Source organism: Streptomyces nidicola, assembly GCF_050106155.1.
In the GTDB taxonomy this organism is placed as follows: domain Bacteria; phylum Actinomycetota; class Actinomycetes; order Streptomycetales; family Streptomycetaceae; genus Streptomyces.
The window spans coordinates 1,443,933-1,460,415 of record NZ_JBNBPI010000001.1 but is presented as its reverse complement, the minus strand read 5'-3'; the positions used below and the strand labels follow the sequence as shown (position 1 = coordinate 1,460,415).

16 protein-coding genes and 2 pseudogenes are annotated in these 16,483 nt (G+C 71.0%); 14 read left to right on the top strand and 4 right to left on the bottom strand.

The window, feature by feature from the left end:
- The first annotated feature begins 181 nt into the window (after nt 1–181).
- Genes ACOKM3_RS06925 through ACOKM3_RS06900 form a run of 6 tightly spaced genes read left to right on the top strand, consistent with a single transcriptional unit; the run spans nt 182 to nt 5,136 of the window.
- Nucleotides 182–1,897: a GMC family oxidoreductase gene (locus ACOKM3_RS06925; protein WP_426897991.1), complete on the top strand. Its 1,716-nt coding sequence runs from the start codon at nt 182–184 to the stop codon at nt 1,895–1,897.
- Nucleotides 1,894–2,316: a GlcG/HbpS family heme-binding protein gene (locus tag ACOKM3_RS06920; RefSeq protein WP_426897989.1), complete on the top strand. Its 423-nt coding sequence runs from the start codon at nt 1,894–1,896 to the stop codon at nt 2,314–2,316. The genes ACOKM3_RS06925 and ACOKM3_RS06920 overlap by 4 nt, the downstream gene beginning before the upstream one ends.
- Nucleotides 2,317–2,365: 49 nt before the next feature.
- Entirely contained in the window at nt 2,366–3,445 is a 1,080-nt protein-coding gene (locus ACOKM3_RS06915) for an amidohydrolase family protein (protein WP_426897987.1), read from the top strand.
- Nucleotides 3,442–3,858 carry a metal-sulfur cluster assembly factor gene (locus ACOKM3_RS06910; protein WP_426897985.1) on the top strand — a complete coding sequence of 139 codons (417 nt, stop codon included), beginning with the start codon at nt 3,442–3,444 and terminating at the stop codon, nt 3,856–3,858. Before ACOKM3_RS06915 ends, ACOKM3_RS06910 begins: the two co-directional genes overlap by 4 nt.
- A complete protein-coding gene (locus ACOKM3_RS06905) occupies nt 3,848–4,855 on the top strand; it encodes an alpha/beta hydrolase fold domain-containing protein (RefSeq protein WP_426897983.1) in 1,008 nt (335 codons plus the stop codon). The genes ACOKM3_RS06910 and ACOKM3_RS06905 overlap by 11 nt, the downstream gene beginning before the upstream one ends.
- A 14-nt stretch (nt 4,856–4,869) precedes the next feature.
- Nucleotides 4,870–5,136 (top strand): hypothetical protein, encoded by a 267-nt coding sequence (locus ACOKM3_RS06900; RefSeq protein WP_426897981.1) that lies wholly within the window; start codon nt 4,870–4,872, stop codon nt 5,134–5,136.
- 188 nt (nt 5,137–5,324) lie between these two features.
- Here the strand turns inward: ACOKM3_RS06900 and ACOKM3_RS06895 are convergent, their stop codons facing one another.
- A complete protein-coding gene (locus ACOKM3_RS06895) occupies nt 5,325–5,792 on the bottom strand; it encodes an SMI1/KNR4 family protein (RefSeq protein ID WP_426897979.1) in 468 nt (155 codons plus the stop codon).
- Nucleotides 5,793–5,897: 105 nt separating this feature from the next.
- Entirely contained in the window at nt 5,898–6,368 is a 471-nt protein-coding gene (locus ACOKM3_RS06890; protein WP_426897977.1) for an Lrp/AsnC family transcriptional regulator, read from the bottom strand.
- Nucleotides 6,369–6,477: 109 nt separating this feature from the next.
- Here ACOKM3_RS06890 and ACOKM3_RS06885 point away from each other — a divergent pair, with 109 nt between their 5' ends.
- The 5 genes and pseudogenes from ACOKM3_RS06885 to ACOKM3_RS06865 all read left to right on the top strand — a co-directional run bounded on the left by ACOKM3_RS06885 (nt 6,478) and on the right by ACOKM3_RS06865 (nt 11,347).
- On the top strand, nt 6,478–7,794 hold the full coding sequence (locus tag ACOKM3_RS06885) for an APC family permease (protein WP_426897975.1): 1,317 nt from the start codon (nt 6,478–6,480) through the stop codon (nt 7,792–7,794).
- A 73-nt stretch (nt 7,795–7,867) separates the two neighbouring features.
- A pseudogene (locus tag ACOKM3_RS06880) lies at nt 7,868–7,996 on the top strand (DNA-binding response regulator); the annotation flags it as partial.
- 331 nt (nt 7,997–8,327) lie between these two features.
- Nucleotides 8,328–8,501, top strand: a pseudogene (locus ACOKM3_RS06875) (ABC transporter permease); the annotation flags it as partial.
- Between the two features lie 171 nt (nt 8,502–8,672).
- On the top strand, nt 8,673–10,070 hold the full coding sequence (locus tag ACOKM3_RS06870; RefSeq protein ID WP_426897973.1) for an MFS transporter: 1,398 nt from the start codon (nt 8,673–8,675) through the stop codon (nt 10,068–10,070).
- A complete protein-coding gene (locus ACOKM3_RS06865) occupies nt 10,067–11,347 on the top strand; it encodes an FAD-dependent monooxygenase (protein ID WP_426897971.1) in 1,281 nt (426 codons plus the stop codon). Before ACOKM3_RS06870 ends, ACOKM3_RS06865 begins: the two co-directional genes overlap by 4 nt.
- A 366-nt stretch (nt 11,348–11,713) precedes the next feature.
- Here the strand turns inward: ACOKM3_RS06865 and ACOKM3_RS06860 are convergent, their stop codons facing one another.
- On the bottom strand, nt 11,714–12,439 hold the full coding sequence (locus tag ACOKM3_RS06860; protein WP_426897969.1) for an SDR family NAD(P)-dependent oxidoreductase: 726 nt from the start codon (nt 12,437–12,439) through the stop codon (nt 11,714–11,716).
- 140 nt (nt 12,440–12,579) lie between these two features.
- Here ACOKM3_RS06860 and ACOKM3_RS06855 point away from each other — a divergent pair, with 140 nt between their 5' ends.
- From ACOKM3_RS06855 to ACOKM3_RS06845, 3 genes are all read left to right on the top strand, one after another.
- The gene (locus tag ACOKM3_RS06855; RefSeq protein WP_426897968.1) at nt 12,580–13,521 is read left to right on the top strand and encodes a helix-turn-helix domain-containing protein; all 942 of its coding nucleotides are present in this window, start codon (nt 12,580–12,582) and stop codon (nt 13,519–13,521) included.
- A gap of 253 nt (nt 13,522–13,774) precedes the next feature.
- A complete protein-coding gene (locus tag ACOKM3_RS06850; protein ID WP_426897966.1) occupies nt 13,775–14,194 on the top strand; it encodes a MarR family winged helix-turn-helix transcriptional regulator in 420 nt (139 codons plus the stop codon).
- 104 nt (nt 14,195–14,298) lie between these two features.
- Nucleotides 14,299–15,189, top strand: coding sequence for an NmrA family NAD(P)-binding protein (locus tag ACOKM3_RS06845; RefSeq protein ID WP_426897964.1), 891 nt, complete (start codon nt 14,299–14,301; stop codon nt 15,187–15,189).
- A 401-nt stretch (nt 15,190–15,590) separates the two neighbouring features.
- On the opposite strand, the gene ACOKM3_RS06840 is transcribed toward ACOKM3_RS06845, so the two are convergent.
- Complete coding sequence (locus ACOKM3_RS06840; RefSeq protein WP_426897962.1) at nt 15,591–16,439, bottom strand: LysR family transcriptional regulator; 849 nt, start codon at nt 16,437–16,439, stop codon at nt 15,591–15,593.
- Nucleotides 16,440–16,483 lie beyond the last annotated feature (44 nt).

The following is a 16,483-nucleotide window of genomic DNA, read 5'->3' as shown; positions in this document are numbered from 1 at the left end:
CCTGATGAAATCCTGTCAATGGGCCCGACCTGGTTTGATGAAATGCTTGCAAGTCTCTGGCGGGGGCGGCGAAGGCGCTGTTACGTTGACGCCGCGCCGAGGTGGCGGCCCGCGATGCGGGGCCGCGCCGGTCCGCGCATTTCACCTGCACGAAGGAGACGACGATGTCTGGACCTTCCGCATGAGCACGAAGAACAGTGCCGAGTACGACTACGTCGTGGTCGGTGCCGGAACCGCCGGCTGTGTCCTGGCGGCCCGACTGTCCGCCGATCCGGCCGCCCGCGTCCTGCTCGTCGAGGCGGGGCCGCCCAAGGACCGTCACCCGCTCGTCCAACTCCCGGCGGGCGTCGGCCTGTTGTCGGGGTGCGACGGCATCGGCTGGGGCTACGAGAGCGAGCCGGAGCCGGGCCTCGGCGGCCGCAGCGTCCCCGTGCCGCGCGGTCGCCTGGTCGGCGGCACCGGATCGATCAACGGCTCGACCCATGTCCGCGCCCACCGCCTCGACTACGACGACTGGGTCAAGGCCGGTGCCACCGGCTGGGGCTGGGACGATCTGCTGCCCTACTTCCGCCGCTCCGAACGCAGTTGGCGCGGCGACACCGAGCACCACGGCGGCTACGGCCCCGTCACCGTGTCAACTGCCCCCCAGCGAGGCCCCTTTGGGCAGCGCCTCGACCGCGCGGCCCGCTCCCTGGGCATCACCATCCCCGACGACACCCAGACCGGCGACCCCACCGGCGCAGGACAGTGCGAGAACGCCCTGCACCGCGGGCGCCGCCACAGCACCGCCGCCGCATATCTGCGCCCCGCCCTGCGCAGACGCCCGAACCTGACCCTGCTCACCGGAGTCCTCGTCGACACCGTCCTGCTGGAGGGGGAGCGGGCGGTCGGTGTGCGGCTGGTCAAGGAGGGCCGCAGCCGCGAGGTCCGCGCCACCCGCGAGGTCCGGGCCACCCGTGAAGTCATCCTCAGCGCCGGAACCTTCAACTCGCCTCAGCTGCTGCTGCGTTCGGGCATCGGGCCCGCCGCGCACCTGCGGGAGCACGGCATCGAAGCGCGGGCCGAGCTGCCCGGCGTCGGCGCCAACCTCCAGGAACACGTCGCAGCCCCGGTCGCCTTCGACGTCAAGGAACCCGTCACCTTCCACGAGCACCTGCGTGCCGACCGGCTGCTCGTCAACGGTGCGCGCTGGGTCCTCACGGGCACGGGGCCGCTCGCCGAAATGCCCGAGTTCCTCTCCGCCTACGTACGCACCCGCCCCGAGCTCGACCGGCCCGACGGGTTCCTCGGCATCCTCGCCGGCGGCTTCGACGCACGCCCCTGGTTCCCCGGCATCAAGCCCCTGCGCGCACGCCACTGCGTCGCCCTCAACGCCGTCGCCACCCCGCGCGCCAAGGGCACGGTGCGGCTGCGCTCCGCCGACCCGGCCCATGCCCCGCGCATCCGCTACAACTTCCTCACCGAACCGGAGGACCTCGCCGCCCTGCGCGAGATCGTGCGCACCACCCTGGCACTGCTCGCCGCGCCCGACGTCGCACCGATGATCGAAGCGGTCCGCATGCCGGATCCCGGGAGCCGGACCGACGCCGCACTCGACGCCTTCCTGCGCGAGGCCGCGTACCCGGGCAACCACGCGAGCGGCACCTGCGCCATCGGCACGGACGAACAGGCCGTCGTCACCCCGGAGTTGAGGGTGCGCGGCGTGGACGGGCTGCGGGTCGTCGACGCGTCCGTCCTGCCCACGGTCCCCGGCGCCAATGTGAACGCCACCGTCATCGCCGTGGCCGAACGGGCCTCCGATCTGATCCGCGGCATCCCGCCGGCCACCGGAGCCACCGGAGCCACCGGTGTCACGGGTGTAACGGGTGTCGCCTCCGCCGACGGGAGCACCTCATGAGAGCGCCCCTGACCTACGAGATCGCGCACACCGCAGCCGAGGCCGCGTTGGCAGCCGCCCGGACCGGGGGACTCGCCGTCTGCGCCGTCGTCACCGACCGCAGCGGCGGCAGCAAGGTGCTGCTCGCCGACGACGGCGTCGGCCCCATCGGCGTAGAGACCGCACGCCGCAAGGCGCACACCGCGGCCGTCTCCGGCATGCCCACCGCGGCCTTCGCCGAACTCGCCGCGAGCCCCACGATGGCCGTCGCCCCCGTCCGTCTCCTCGACGACCAGCTGCTGCCCGTCCCCGGCGGCGTACCGATCCGCGTCGACGACGGCGAGGTCATCGGCGGCATCGGCGTCGGGGGAGCGGACGCCGCCACCGACGACCGGCTCGCCCGCGACGCCCTCGGGGCGATCGCCGAGCTGCTCGCCTGAACGCCCCGGACCATCCCACACCCGCACCCACCTCCCGAGGAGAAGAGCAGTGATAGAAGGCAACCTCGTCGTCGAAGGCGTGGCCCACAACTACAACTTCCGGCCCGAGAACTGCGTGACACCGCCCGTCGGAGCCGCCATCGGCGAACACCTCTACAGCCTCCACAAGCGCACCAGCGGCCCCGCCTACACCCTGGAACGCTCCACCTACATGCAGGGCGCCGGCGCCGACATCATCGGCCGCGCCCTGCTCGCCGAGAGCCAGACCGACCTCGTCGTCTTCCACGAGACCCCCATCTACGGGCACTTCAAGGACGGCGGCTCCGCCCTGCACATCGGCCTGGAGATGCGCGAGAAGTGGCCCGAGCGCGTGCTGATCTACGGAGCCGTGTCACCGCTGAGGCCCGGCGTGCTCGAACGCGTCGACGAACTCGTCGAGAAGCACCGCGTCAACGCCCTCAAGCTGTACCCGATCGACGTCGTCGACGGCCGGGTGACCGCCCTGGACATGGGCGACCCGGAGGTCTGCTTCCCCGTGTTCGAGCGGGCCCGGCAGCGCGGCATCAAGGTCGTCGCCATCCACAAGGCGCTGCCGGTCGGCCCGGGGCCCAGCTCCGCGCTCGGCATGGCCGACGTCGAGGCCGCCGCGCTCGCCTTCCCCGACCTGCAGTTCGAGGTCGTGCACGGCGGGATGGCCTTCGTCGAGGAGACGGCCCTGCAACTGGAGTCGTTCCCCAACGTCTGGGTCAACCTGGAAGCCACCTCGTTCATGGCCGTCTACGCACCCCGGCGCTTCGCCGAGGCCATCGGCGCGTTTCTCGCGGCCGGCGCGGGCGACCGGATCATCTGGGCCACCGGCTGCGACGCGGTGCACCCGCGCCCCGTCCTGGAGGCGTTCTGGAACTTCGAGATGCCCCGCGACCTCGTCGAGGAGTACGGCATGCCGGACCTCACCCGCGACATCAAGACCGGCATCCTGGGCCGCAACTTCCTGCGCCTGCACGGCATCGACGAGAACGAGCTGCGCGCGCGGATCCGCGGCGATGAGTTCGACACGGATGTGCTCCAGCCGCCGTGGGGCGGCCGGATCGAGCCCGTGGGCGACGAGGTCCCGGCAGGTGCGCGGTGACCGTCACCGAAGCCCAGGTCCGGGCCGTCCTCAACGAGATCGTCGACCCGTGCAGCATCACGGCGGGCGTCCCGGCCGGCCTCGACGACATGGGTCTCGTCAGCGAGGTCCGGGTTCAGGAGGAACTCGAAGACACGGGCGGCTGGCGGGTCGCGGCCACCGTCGGTGTCACCGAGCCCAGTTGCGTCCTCATCGGCTCCTTCGCGAGCGAGGCGCAGGCCCGCCTCGCCGCGCTGCCCGGCGTCACGGCCGTCGAGATCAGCCTCGCCGACGACTACGAATGGACTCAGGACCGGCTGGCCCCCGCCTACCGGCGGCGCCTGGAGGAACACCGCGCGCGCAAGCGCCGCGCCCTCCCCCTGCTCCTCGCGAACGGCACGGCAGGCACCGCGGGCCGCCCCGATGACCGCTGACCGCACCCGGGGCGCGGCGGCCCGAAACGCCGAGGTCATGCGCCGCTTCATGGAAGGGCTCGGCCAGGCCCCGCCCCCGCCCGAACGGGTCGAACCGATGGCGGTGCGGGTGGTGCGCGACCTCGCGTCCCGCGCCGCCGCCGACGGCGACGCGTACGGGGACGCGGACCTGCGGATGGACCTCTACCTCCCGCAGGCAGTCACCGCCGACGCGCCCCCGACCCCGCTGATCGTCTGGTTCCCCGGAGGCGGCTGGCGCCACCAGCGCCGCGGCAACGGCCCACGCCTCGCCCGCCTCTTCGCCGAGCGCGGCTACGCCATGGCCGACATCGAGTACCGCTCCTCCGACACCGCGCCCTGGCCCGCCCAACTGCACGACGTACAGGCCGCGTTGCGACACCTGTGCTCCCTCGCCGACGAGTACGGGATCGACGCGGACGCGATCGGCCTGTGGGGCAGTTCGGCCGGCGCCCACCTCGCCCTGCTGGCAGCCCTCGCCACCACGCCCGCCTCGCCGGGCGTCCGGGCGGTGGTGGCCGGCTACCCGCCCACCGATCTGCTCCGGCTCAACGAAGACGCCCTGCCCGGCGGTGTGTTGGGGGTGGACGACTCCGACCCGGCGTGGGGCCTGCTCGACGGCCCACCCGCCGAACGGCCCGAAGCCGCCGTCGCCGCAAGCCCCGCCCGCCACGCCCACCCGGCCGCGCCGCCCGTCCTTCTCCTGCATGGCGACGCCGACCTCGTCATCGGACCCGGCCAGAGCGTCCGCCTGCACGACGCCCTGACCGCCGCAGGCGCCGATTCGCACCTGCTGCTCGTCCACGGCGCCGACCACGGCTTCCTCAACACGGGCGACTGGGAGCTGCGGCCGAGAAGCGCCACCGCGTACTCCTCCCGGCACCCCGGCACCGTACGGCCGGCACTGCTGACACCCGCCGTGGTCGAGCGCTTCTTCGACCGCCACTTGCGAACGGACCCCTGGAATGCGAATGGCTGAAAGCCCAACCCGCGGTGGGGCGCCTCCTCCTCTGCCGCGGCGCGCTGCCGCCGCTCACCCGCCTCACCGACCGTCAGCTCGTGCGCGCCAACGCGGCGCTGCATGTCACGGCCCGCGCGGCGCTCGCCACCGGCGTCGCCCCACGACCCGCCGCCGTGGCCCTCGCGGGCGGTGGCCGAAGTCGCCGTGACGCTCGGGCGCGGGCGGCGGTCGGCAGCGCGAGTTCGGTGCTGCTGCCCCGGACCCCAACTCCTGTGTCCAGGTTGGTGAATTCGTCGTAGGAGACTCCGGCAGGACCGGACGGCGTGACGGCTATTCATGAAGTCGCGGTGCGGGCGCAGGACAGTTCGTGGCAGCGGGGCGAGGAGAGCGGACCCGCGATCGCCGTCATGCAACCGCGAGTCAGCCGGAGGGGTTCGCGGTGGGCGGTAGGGCCGCACTGAGGTGGATCGTGGCGCCGTCTGGTGCGTCATGAATCTGCTGCGCGAGGGGGGCCACGAATCCGCATGGCGACAGCGCCGTCCTTGACGGACAGACTGTCGAAGGCGTAGGAGCCGCCCCCGACGAAGAATTGACGCGGGATCAAACGTTCCCCGTGCTTCAGGGCGCCGTTCTCCTTCTGGAAGGCGTACGAGAACGAGTTGACCCCATTGACGTCGGGATCCGACTGCAGCCACGTCGCCCAGTCCTCGAGGCTGGTGCCGATGGGCTCCACATCAGCGGTTTCCGGATCGAACCGAACAACTTCCTCGTCACCGACAATGGCGAACTGGGCGCCGAAAAGGTCCTGCCCGAAGCAGAACAGGTCATCGGCCAGGCCGCCGTAAGTGTCTTTCCAGACCTCGCCGGTGTTCCACGAGAGCATGTCCGGTCCGAGCCCTTCCTCGCCTGCGCGGAAAACCTGGACACCACCGTTGAACAGGAAGAACCCGTTCATCCTGGCGATGATCCCGCCGAGCTCTGCCCCGAGGTCTGCCCCAAGGGCGCCGTCCTTCACCAGACGTTGCCATGTCTCATGAGACACGGTCCACGTGCGGGCCGGCTACTTGGTGGGGGCGTGCAGAGGACTGACGACCTGAGTGCTGCTGACGTGCTGGTAGATCACGTTGCTGCGGAAGTTGACGACCTCGCGGCGCGGGCTGAAGCGGTCCATCAGGAAGGCGTGCAGATGGTCGACGTCCGGTACGGCCACGTGGACGAGGAAGTCTTCGCTGCCCGCGATGACGAACACGGACAGAACTTCCGGGAGTTCGCTGACGTACGCCTTGAAGCCCTCGATGACGTCTCTGCTGAGCGGGCGCACTTGGATCGACAGCAGTGCCTGGACGGGCCGGTTGAGCGCGCGCAGGTCAACTGCCGCGTGGAAGCCTGTGATCACTCCGCGCTGCCGTAGTGCGCGCGTGCGTTCCAGGCATGTTGATGCGGCGATCCCCAAAGTGCGGGCCAGTTCCCTGTTGGTGATCCGTGCATCGCGCTGCAGATGTTCCAGGATCTGCGAATCAAGTTCGTCCATGACCGTCATTCTCGCCCCTGCGCCGAATTGCCTTCGGCTCAGACCCTGAACTCTTGTCCATCGCTCTACGTTCGCCGTCGTCAGCCGAACCAGCGAGTGGAGACGTGTGATGGAGAGGCAGTCCGGCCTGGGGGTCGGTACTGGTACGGCCCTGTGTATCGGTGCGGTGCTGGGGCCCGGGGCACTGACGTTGACATCGGCGGCAGCGGCGGCCGCCGGGCCGGCGTCGATCGTGGCGTGGCTCGGCCTTGTCGCAGTGAGCCTGCCGATCGCCTGGGTGTTCGCGGCGTTGAGCGCCCGGCATCCCGACGGGGGCGGGGTGGCTGCCTTCACCGGCCGGGCCTTCGGGCCGTTCCTGGCCGCGCCGGTGGGCTGGTGGTTCTACTGGGCCGTCCCCCTGGGAGTCCCGGCCGCGGCGCTCATCGGCGGACAGTACGCGGCCGTCGCCGCGGGGTGGGGGCGGACCGCGGCCTCGGTGGTCGCTCTGCTGGTGCTGGCCGCGGCGTATGGCAGCAACCTCGTCGGGCTGCGCTTGTCGGGCCGGATGCAACTGCTCATGGTCGGACTTCTGGCTGCCCTGCTGGCAGTCACGATCACTGTCTCCGGCACTCATGTCCAGCCGACCCACTTCGCTCCCTTCCTGCCCCACGGCTGGAACTCCGTCGGGATCGCGGCCGGCATTTTGTTCTTCGCTTTCGCGGGCTGGGAGGCCGTCAGTCACCTCGCGGCGGAGTTCTCCACCCCGCGCCGTGACCTTCCCCGGGCGACCCTGCTGGCCTGGGGGATCGTCAGCGTCCTCTACCTGGGACTCGCGTACGTCACCATCGGCGTGCTCGGGCCGCGGGCCGCAACCACCACCACACCGCTCACGCTCCTGCTGGAACAAGACTTCGGTGCACCCGCCCGCGCCGTCGCGGCGACCGCCGCGCTCTTGCTCACCTTCGGCGCGGTCAACGCCTACCTCGCGGGAGCCTCCCGGCTCGGTGAGGCCCTGGGGCGGCAAGGCGCCATGCCGCGCGGCATCACCACGCAACCCACCGGAGCCGGCGTCCCCCGGCGCAGCCTCACCGTCGTCACGCTCGCCTCCGTGTCGATCACGATGGCGGCGGCTCTCGGGCTCATCGGCCTGGACGGCCTGCTGCGCGCCACCTCTGCCTGTCTGGCGGCGGTCACCCTCGCCGGACTCGCCTCGGCGACCGTCCTGTTGCGAGGCCGCACCCTGCTGCGGATCAGCGCCGCGGTGAGCTGCGGAGTAGTCGGTACGGTGCTCGTCTTCTGCGGACCGTTCCTGTTGGTACCCACTGTCCTGGCCGCCGCCGCCATCGGCTTCCGGGCCGTCAGCAGCACAGGGGACGCGGGAACGGACTCGGCAGCGGTGCGCCGTGACGTTGTGGCAGGTGACCGCGCAGAAGACCTCACCGTATGACGGACGCCCACCGTGCCCGGTCTGTCGCCGCACACGGCGGCGGATGGCCTCGCCCCTCGAATACGCACTACCCCGGAGCGACGTGGACGACTACGTCTACGAAGCGCTACGGGCGGGCGCGAGCAGCTTCTTACTGAAGGACGCGCCACCGACCGACCTGCTCGCGGCAGTACGCATTGTCGCCTCGGGCAACGCCTTCGTGACCGCGCACAAGTGGACGCCTTCTCCTGCGAATCCGGGCTGGTCACCCTCGGCGAGTAGACCCGCGCCGACGCCAACCGCCCGTACACCCCCTACTGCGGTATCACCTCCACATTGGCTCCCCGGTATGACGCGCGGCCCGCAGTCGTCCCCGCACTCTTCACCCGTCAGCACGAGAAGATCGCGAGAGGTCGCACCATGAGGCTGCGCAGGAACAAGAGGGGCATCGTCCAAGCGCTCGCGGACGTCGACCTCGCCGTCCCCGCGGTACCTTCACCGCGATCACGGGACCGTCCGGCTCCGGGAAGTCCCCCGATCGTGCTCGCCGTTGCCTCCTCGGCACCGCGATCGCCGCGGCCACGCTGATCCCCATGATGAGCGGCATGACCGGCGAGGCACCGTACGCACCCCCGCTGGTCTACGGATCGTTCGCCGCGGCCGCGGGCGGGCTGACGCTCCTCGCGATCGCACTGCCGGCGCGGGGAGCACTGCGCCGCTGGTCGTAGCGCCCCGCAGCGATGGCGGCGGCGCTGGCCGTACGGCCTCCCCGGGGAGGGGCCGCCACCGCACCCCTTGCCCGTACCGCGCCGGCCCCCGGCGAGCACACCTGCCCTGGACGGCAGCGCCACACGACGAAGCCGCCTGCGACGCCCCGTCATGTATGGAGAGGACGCCCCATGACCACAACCCTCGACCCGCCGGTCCGCATCGGGAAGGCCGCTGTCGGCGCGGTGGGCCTGCTGGCACTGGCCACCGGCGCGCTGGAGTCGGTGGTGACCCCGACGCTCCCACTGCTGCAACGCGAACTCGACATGACCGCGGCCCAGGGCGCGCTGCTCAGCATCGTGCTCCTCATCACCGGCGCGCTCGTCACGCCGGTGGCCGGCAAGTTCGGCGACCGTCTTGGTGGCAAGCGCGTGCTGACGCGTTTGATGGCGGTGGTGTCGACCGGTGGCCTGGTGTCCGCGCTGGCGCCGAACCTGCCGGTGCTGTTACTCGGACAGGTGCTGCAGGGGGCGATGGTGGGCGCGCTGCCGCTGTCCTTCATCGTGGTGCGCAAGCATCTGCCCGAAGGGGACGCGAAGGTGGCCATCGGGGTGGTCAGCGGCTTGTTCGTCGGCGGCGGCATGGCGGGGACGCTGGCGGCAGGCCCCGTGGCGGAGACGCTGTCCCGGCACTGGATGTTCGCACTGCCGACCTGCGCCGTCATCGGGTCCACCCTCCTGGTGCGCAGGCTGCTGCCGCACGATCCGCCGGCCCGGTCCGAGCATGTCCGCATGGACTGGGCCGGCCTGGGCCTTCTGTGCGGCGCGCTGACCACGCTCATGCTCGTGCTCGCGCTGGCCCCGGACATGGCTTCGCAGCCGCTGGTGCTCGGCGCCCTCGTCGTGGTGCTGGCCGCGTTCGTGACCGGATGGACAGTGGTGGAACGACGCGCGGCCTTCCCCATGATCGATCTGCGCATGCTGGCACGGCCCGCGATATGGAAGGCCTGCGTGCTGACGTTCGTGATCTGCGTAGGGACGTCGATGGCGGTCTATCTCGTCCCGCAGCTGTTCGCGGTGTCCACCGACGCGTACGGCTTCGGGGCCAGTGCCACCGAGATCGGCTTCTTCCTGCTCCCCGGCGCTGTGGCCGCGTCACTGGCCGGGCCGCTCGGCGGGCTCGCGACGCGCCGGCTCGGCTCGCGCCGGGTGGTCGCCGCGGGAGTCGTGATGATGGCCGCTTCCTTGGCCGCCGTGGCGGCCATGCACACCGAGTCCTGGCACCTCGTCGTCGGCAAGGCACTGATCGCGCTGGCCAACGGCCTGTGCGTGACGGCGATGATGACCAGCACCGCCACCTCCGTCGACCCGGCCGACACCGGCATCGCCAGCAGCCTGGTCCTGGTCACGCGCGTGGTCGGCTACGCCGTAGGAGCGCAACTCGGAGGTGCGCTCCTGACCGCCGCCACGCCTGCCGGATCGGATGTCCCGGCCGAATCGGCCTTCGTCACCGGCTTCGTCATCGCCGGCGCCGTCACCGCGTCGGCCCTGTTCGTCACCCGCACCATGCGAAAGGGAGTCACGACATGACCCGTACAGAGCCCATGAACACCCGCGCCGCGTCAAGGCGTTCGGTCCTGATCTCCGGTGCCAGTATCGCGGGGCCCGCCCTCGCGTTCTGGCTCAACCGTGCCGGATTCGCGGTCACCGTCGTCGAGAAGTCGGCCGCGCCCCGGCGCGGCGGCTACCCCATCGACGTGCGCGGCACCGCACTCGACGTCGTCGAGAGGATGGGAATCCTGCCGCGGCTGCGGGAGGCGCACATCGACCTGCACCGGATGACGTTCCTCGACGCGGAGGGCGGTGAGGTGGCCTCGCTCCACCCGCACACCGTCTCCGGCGGCGCCGCGGGACGTGACCTGGAAGTGCGGCGCGGAGACCTCACCGACGCCCTGTACACGGCCGTGCGCGACGATGTGGAGTTCATGTTCGACGACTCCATCAACTCCCTTGACGAGACCGGCCACGGGGTCGACGTCACCTTTCGCAGCGGCGGCAGCCGCAGGTTCGACATGGTGATCGGTGCGGACGGAGCGCATTCCCACACCCGCCGACTGGTGTTCGGTGCGGAAGCGCCGTTCCACCACTACCTCGGTTACTGCTTCGGCATCTTCACCCTGCCCAACACCTTCGGGCTCTCGCACGAAACCGTCATGTGGAACACCCCGGGTAGGGCCGCCGCCCTCTACGCGGTCGGCGCGACCGAAGAAGTGCACGCGTTCTTGAACTTCGCCCACCCGCAACCGTCGTTCGACACGCTCGCGGAACCAGAAGCCCAACGGAAGCTGCTCGCCGAGGTGTTCGCCGACGCCGGATGGGAGGTCCCGGGGCTGCTCGCCGCCCTGCGGGACGCCGACGACCTGTTCTTCGACGCGGTCGGCCAGATCCGCATGCCGCACTGGTACAGCGGCAGGGTCGCCCTGGTCGGCGACGCCGCGTACGCGCCCTCGTTCCTCACCGGCCAGGGCACCAGCCTCGCGCTCGTCGGCGCCTACATGCTCGCCCACTCCCTGACCGCCCGCTTCGGCGACCATGCCGAGGCCTTCGCCGCATACGAACGTGACACCCGCGAGTTCGTGACCTTGAATCAGTCACTGGTCGGCAAGGGTGGTGCCACGCTCTTCCCGACCACGGCGCGAGCTCTGGAACAGCGCAACGCCAGGCTGCGCACGCTCGCCACGATGCCGGCCGCGGAGGCACGTCCGGCCCATTCCGCCCTCGCCCTGCCCGAATTGACCGCCGCCGCTAGGGAAGCCACCGCGTCCGCCGAGGTCGGGTCGTGCGGGCATCGCCTTCTGCGTCGGTAGCACGGCGAGCCGGACGCGGCCCACGTCACCGGTCAGCCACGCGCTCGCGACCCGGGTGAAGCCGCCCGGTCGCCGCCGCGATCCATTCCGTCGCGGCGACGCACTGGGCGCATTGTCGTTGGTCGCACCCGACGAGGGCGGACCCCGTACCGCGACCGTGACGGCGCTGCGCAGGGCGGGTCCGGCGATCTCCCGGGCCGCGAGGCCGTGAACCACGCCTGCGCCGGGCAACAGGCAGGCGCCCGCCGGCAGGAACGCCCCGGCCCGGTGCCCGTCGCCAGGCAGGCCGACCACGGCGCCGCCGTCGTGGACGGCCGGGACGACACACCGCCCTCCGCCAGGCTCGGCCGTGCAGCCGCCGGTGGCTCAGGGCTCGACGAACTTGTCCGCCAGACCCCGTTCCAGGTAGTCGTCCGGCAGATCCTGGATGACCAGCTCGGCTTCGGTGCGCTCGGTGTGCAGCCTCCAGTAGGCGTCGGCGATCGTCTGCGGCTGGGAGTCGTGGCCCCCTTGGCCGATGAAGGCGGCGATCGCCACGTGCGCGGCGTAGACGCCTGTGCCGGAAAGCGCCGCGTGCAGGTTGAGGATCCAGTTGCGCAGCCCGCCGGTGGCGATCTGGACGTTCGCCACATGCGGGGCGATCACCGGCCCCGACCCCGCCCCGCTGCTGACCAGGATCGTCCCCGTGCCGCGCTCCAACATGCCGGGCAAGACGTGCTGCACCGCCGCCACACCCCCGAGCAGATAGAGGTCAAGCTGGGCCAGAACCGAGTCGACGGTGATCTTCGTGGCCTCGACCAGTGGCGCCCGGCGCAGGTCGGCGGGGGAGGGCGCGGGCGAGTACTCGAGTATGTCGATTGGTCCCAGCCGCTCCTCGGCGGCGGTGAGCGCCGCGTGCAGAGCGGGACGGTCGGTCACGTCGGCGGGGAACACCTCGGCCCGCACGCCCGTGTCGGACAGGTCGTCGGCCACCGCCTGCAGCGTCGTACGGTTGCGGGCGATCAGCGCCACGTCGACCCCCTCGGCGGCGAACCGCCGGCCGATCGCGCGCCCCAGTTGAGGGCCTGCGCCCACGATCGCGAGCGTGCTCAATTCGCCACCTCATTACCCTTGTTCAACATTCCGGCCTGCGGATGTCGGCTCTTCGATGCATGCCGGAACAACGGTAGGAAGCGTGTGGTCCCGGCGCCTCGGACCGGCGCGTCAGCCCGAACAGGAGATTCGCGACAACGATGAGCGGCACTTTCTCGGCGGACGTGAGCGGCGCGAACGCCTTCAGCGACTTCGCACACGAGTGGCGGAGCCGGATGGGCGAGACCTTCGCGCTGGCACCCTTCCGCCGGACGACCGTGTCCGGCTTCTCGGCGCGCTCCCGCGGGTTCCGGGTGCGGGACGCGATGTTCAACCGCTTCGAGACCGCGACCGCCCTGCGGACGGCGGGCCGACGGGTCGGGGCCGACGATCACGTACGCCTGTGGATCGTCCACCGGGGGACCTGGCGGTTCGAGGAACCGGGAGGAGCCGAGCACACGGCACCGGCCGGCCGCCTGCTCGTACAGACGGGAAGGCTGTCCCACTTCTCCGCGGCGCCACACACCGCCGTGCAGGTACTCGTCCTGCCCGCCGCAGAGGTGCGGTCCGGACGGGGCGGGGCGGCCTCCGGTCCGGCCGACACCGCAGAGGTGCGGCTGCTGACGGCGCACGCCGCCATGGTGGGCCGGATGCTGGACCGTCTCGGTCCGGCCGGGGTCGACGCCGCCCGCAGCACCCTGGCCGAGTTGGCCCGGGCCGCCGCCGGGGGCGGCCTGGACGACGTGGAGCCCCTGCTGTCGCCGGCCCTGGCCCAAGCCGCGCGGGACCTGGCCGACCGCCGGCTCACCGACCCGGCCCTGTCCCCCTCGGCTCTCGCCCGGGAGCTGAACGTCTCCCCGCGTACCCTCCCACGTGCCTTCGCCAGGGAGGGCCGACCGCTGAGCGCCTACATCCGGCGCCGCCGCCTCGAGGAGGCATGCCGCGCGCTCGTCGCACCGCACCGGCGCATGACCGTCACGGAGATAGCCGCCCGCTGGCAGTTCGCCGACAGCGGCCACTTCGCCCGCGCCTTCCGCAAGTCCTACGGCCTGACCCCGACCGACTACGCCGCGACCGCCGCTCGTGAAACGGAGGCCACCTAGCTGGGCGGGGCCGGTGCCGCCACCCGCGACTGGCGCGGGCGTCCTCGACCCGCACCGGCGACGGCGGCCGCTCATCGTGCTCGGTGCTCTGCAGGCTTGAACACCATGCTGCTGATGTGTTCGCTACGGGGCCAGTAGAGGATGTCAACCACCTTTGCCGGATACTGAGGGGGTCAGGGACAGGATTAGTCGATCAAAGCGGTTGCCCGCGACGAGTGGGCTGATCGTCCGTCATCGGACCGGGGAGGTCGGCGTGGACTATGGCGACAAGCTTTTCTGGCTCTCGGTTGTGATTCAACGCAAGTACGCGCAGATCGCCGCCGAGTTCGACCTGACCCCCTCGCAGGCCACTCTGCTGTGCGCAGTCAGGAACGAGCCGCGGAGGATGGCTGACCTCGCGGCGGCGTTGGGGATGAACAAGAACGCACTGAGCCAGCTGGTCGATCGCACCGCGCGGCGCGAGCTGGTGGGCCGGGCAAGCTCGGCGCAGGACCGACGGGTCGTCATGCTCAGCGCGACGCCCACGGGGAAGGTGCTCGCCGAGGCCCTTTACGCCGAGGTCGCCAAGCGTCTGCCCGAGATCGCGAGAAACCTCGACGCCGACGACCAGCGCGACTTCGAGCGCGTGGCCACCGCCATCGTGGACACCTCGGACCTCTCTCCGCCCACCTAGAACCCACCCATCACACCGTGAGGTCTCGCTCCACCCATACCTTGACGAAGTTCATGCCGTGAACTAATTTCGTTCACGCCATGAACCAATGAAGGGTGGCAGCGATGCGCACACAAACGACCGGCACGATCGCAGTCTTCGGCGCGACGGGGCAGCAGGGCGGGGCGGTGGTCGACGCGCTGCTGGATCACAAGGCGCGGGTACGGGCTCTGGTCCGCGACCCGCAGTCCGACCGGGCCCAGGCGCTGGCCGCCCGCGGCGTCGAACTGGCCGCCGTCCGGGCCGACGACCCGGCGTCGCTGGCCGCCGCGCTGGCGACGGTCGAGGGGTTCTACTTCATGACCCCGGAGGCGAACAGTCTCGAAGAGGTCGAGGCGGAGATCCGCATCGGTACCGCGCTCGTCGACGCGGCGGTCGAGGCGGGCGTCCCGCACGTCGTGTTCAACTCGGTCTTCGGAGCGGACCGGGAGTCGGGTGTGCCGCACCACGACTCGAAGCACTCGATCGAGGAGCACCTGAGGAAGTCCGGCCTCAGGGCCACGATGGTTCGCGCGACCGCTTTCATGGAGAACTTCGCGAGCGTGATGGCACCGAGCCTGGAGCATGGGGAGATCGTGCTGAGGCTGCCGCTGCCGGAGGACGTCGCCCTGAAGATGATCTCGGTCAGGGACATCGGCCGGGTCGCCGCCGCGCTCCTGCTCGACATCGCGGAGGCGCCCGGCGGAGCCGTCGAGCTCGTCGGCGACGAACTGACGGGCCCCCAGATCGCCGCGGCGTTCGGCGCGCGCGCCGGGCTCCCGGCACGGTACGAGACCCTCCCGTTGAGCGTGCTTCCCACCGACCTCGACCAGGCGATGTTCCGCGAGTTCGCGAAGGCGGTGGCATCCCCTTCGGACCTCGCGGCGGTGCGCTCGATCGAGCCGGCCACCCTGGACCTGGTCGAGTGGATCCGAGCCACCGGCTGGACCGCGCCCACAAACGTGGCTGGTTCCTGAGCCTGGTCGGCTACCTCATGTCGCACCGATCCGGAGGCGTCCCGTCAAGGCGACGGAATCTCGTCCCTCTCCAAGAATGGTGCTCGCGCCGCGCGGCCGGCTTCCTCCACGGCCGGGTCAGCCAGTTGAAATGGCCCGCCGCACAAGGCGAATACGCCACCCGGTTTCAGCAGCGCGGCCACTGGCCCTCCGGGTTCGACCAGCGACGTCCTTCCCACCTGCCCCACAGGGCAAGCCAGTTCAGACAGGGATCGGTCGTGCAATAGGCCCGAACCATCAGTGGGACCCGGCCGACCGTGTCGCCGATGCCCTCTTCTGGGGCAGCAGCCGCGAGACCTGGAACATGGTCCAGAAGCACAGGCAGCATCGATCACTCCCACCGGGGCGAGACGTTCTCTCGGTCAGTCGGAGAATGCGGCGAGATAGGACGCCGCGCACGTCTGTGGTGTGGATCGGGAGGTCACGACGTGGCCGACGACGGTCACCGGCGGATCGAGCGGCACGTGTGTCACCCTGCCGGACAGCGGTGCGGCAAGCTGTTCGGCAGGCATCAGCGTCCAGCTCTCGGGGTCTTGGCTGACTTGGAACAACACGTTGACCAGGTCCCCGGCAGGCGGTCTCGGCGGCGCGACGGGCAGGACGGCGAGCATGGCGTCGTGCAGGGGCGGGTCGGTATCGCGTGACGGCAGGCGCAGTTCGGCGGGGTCGAGGTCCAGCAGGCTGAGGAACGGTTTACCAGCGGCCCAGTGGTTGGTCGCCAGCACTGCGTGCAGTGGCTCGGACCAACTGGGCATCACCCGAAGCCCCGGCTCTGCGACCGCGCCGCGGACGAGCGCGAGATCGAGGTCGCCGTCGCGGACGGCGTCCAGACGCGCGGTCACCGGCAGGTCGACGAGGTGCGGAGCGGCGGGGCGATCACTGTCACGCAGGCGGGCCAGCGCCCGGTCGAACCGCGGGGTGACGCAGGACGCCAGGCCGATGCGCAGCGGGGCCGCCTCTTCGCCGGCGACCACCCGGACGCGAGCTGCGGCGGTCAGCGTCTCCCGGGCCGCTACCAGCACCCGTTCGCCCACTGCGGTGAGTCGGACGCTGCGCGACGTGCGCTCGAGCAACTGCACGCCGAGTTCCCGTTCGAGCCGGGCGATCTGCTGGCTGACCGCCGGTTGCACGATGTGCAGCCGTTCGGCCGCCCTGCCGAAGTGCAGCTCTTCGGACACGGTCACGAAATATTGCAACGCCCTCAGTTCCACTCCCCTGATCTATCACGCGATGTGATCGCTGGCTATCGGTCCTG

What these genes read in the sequence shown, in the direction of transcription:
- ACOKM3_RS06925 (WP_426897991.1), top strand. Translation starts at nt 182, where the DNA reads ATGAGCACGAAGAACAGTGCCGAGTACGACTACGTCGTGGTCGGTGCC.
- ACOKM3_RS06890 (WP_426897977.1), bottom strand. Translation starts at nt 6,368, where the DNA reads ATGGACGAACTTGATTCGCAGATCCTGGAACATCTGCAGCGCGATGCA.
- ACOKM3_RS06865 (WP_426897971.1), top strand. Translation starts at nt 10,067, where the DNA reads ATGACCCGTACAGAGCCCATGAACACCCGCGCCGCGTCAAGGCGTTCG.
- ACOKM3_RS06885 (WP_426897975.1), top strand. Translation starts at nt 6,478, where the DNA reads ATGGAGAGGCAGTCCGGCCTGGGGGTCGGTACTGGTACGGCCCTGTGT.
- ACOKM3_RS06845 (WP_426897964.1), top strand. Translation starts at nt 14,299, where the DNA reads ATGCGCACACAAACGACCGGCACGATCGCAGTCTTCGGCGCGACGGGG.
- ACOKM3_RS06855 (WP_426897968.1), top strand. Translation starts at nt 12,580, where the DNA reads ATGAGCGGCACTTTCTCGGCGGACGTGAGCGGCGCGAACGCCTTCAGC.
- ACOKM3_RS06905 (WP_426897983.1), top strand. Translation starts at nt 3,848, where the DNA reads ATGACCGCTGACCGCACCCGGGGCGCGGCGGCCCGAAACGCCGAGGTC.
- ACOKM3_RS06920 (WP_426897989.1), top strand. Translation starts at nt 1,894, where the DNA reads ATGAGAGCGCCCCTGACCTACGAGATCGCGCACACCGCAGCCGAGGCC.
- ACOKM3_RS06895 (WP_426897979.1), bottom strand. Translation starts at nt 5,792, where the DNA reads ATGAACGGGTTCTTCCTGTTCAACGGTGGTGTCCAGGTTTTCCGCGCA.
- ACOKM3_RS06870 (WP_426897973.1), top strand. Translation starts at nt 8,673, where the DNA reads ATGACCACAACCCTCGACCCGCCGGTCCGCATCGGGAAGGCCGCTGTC.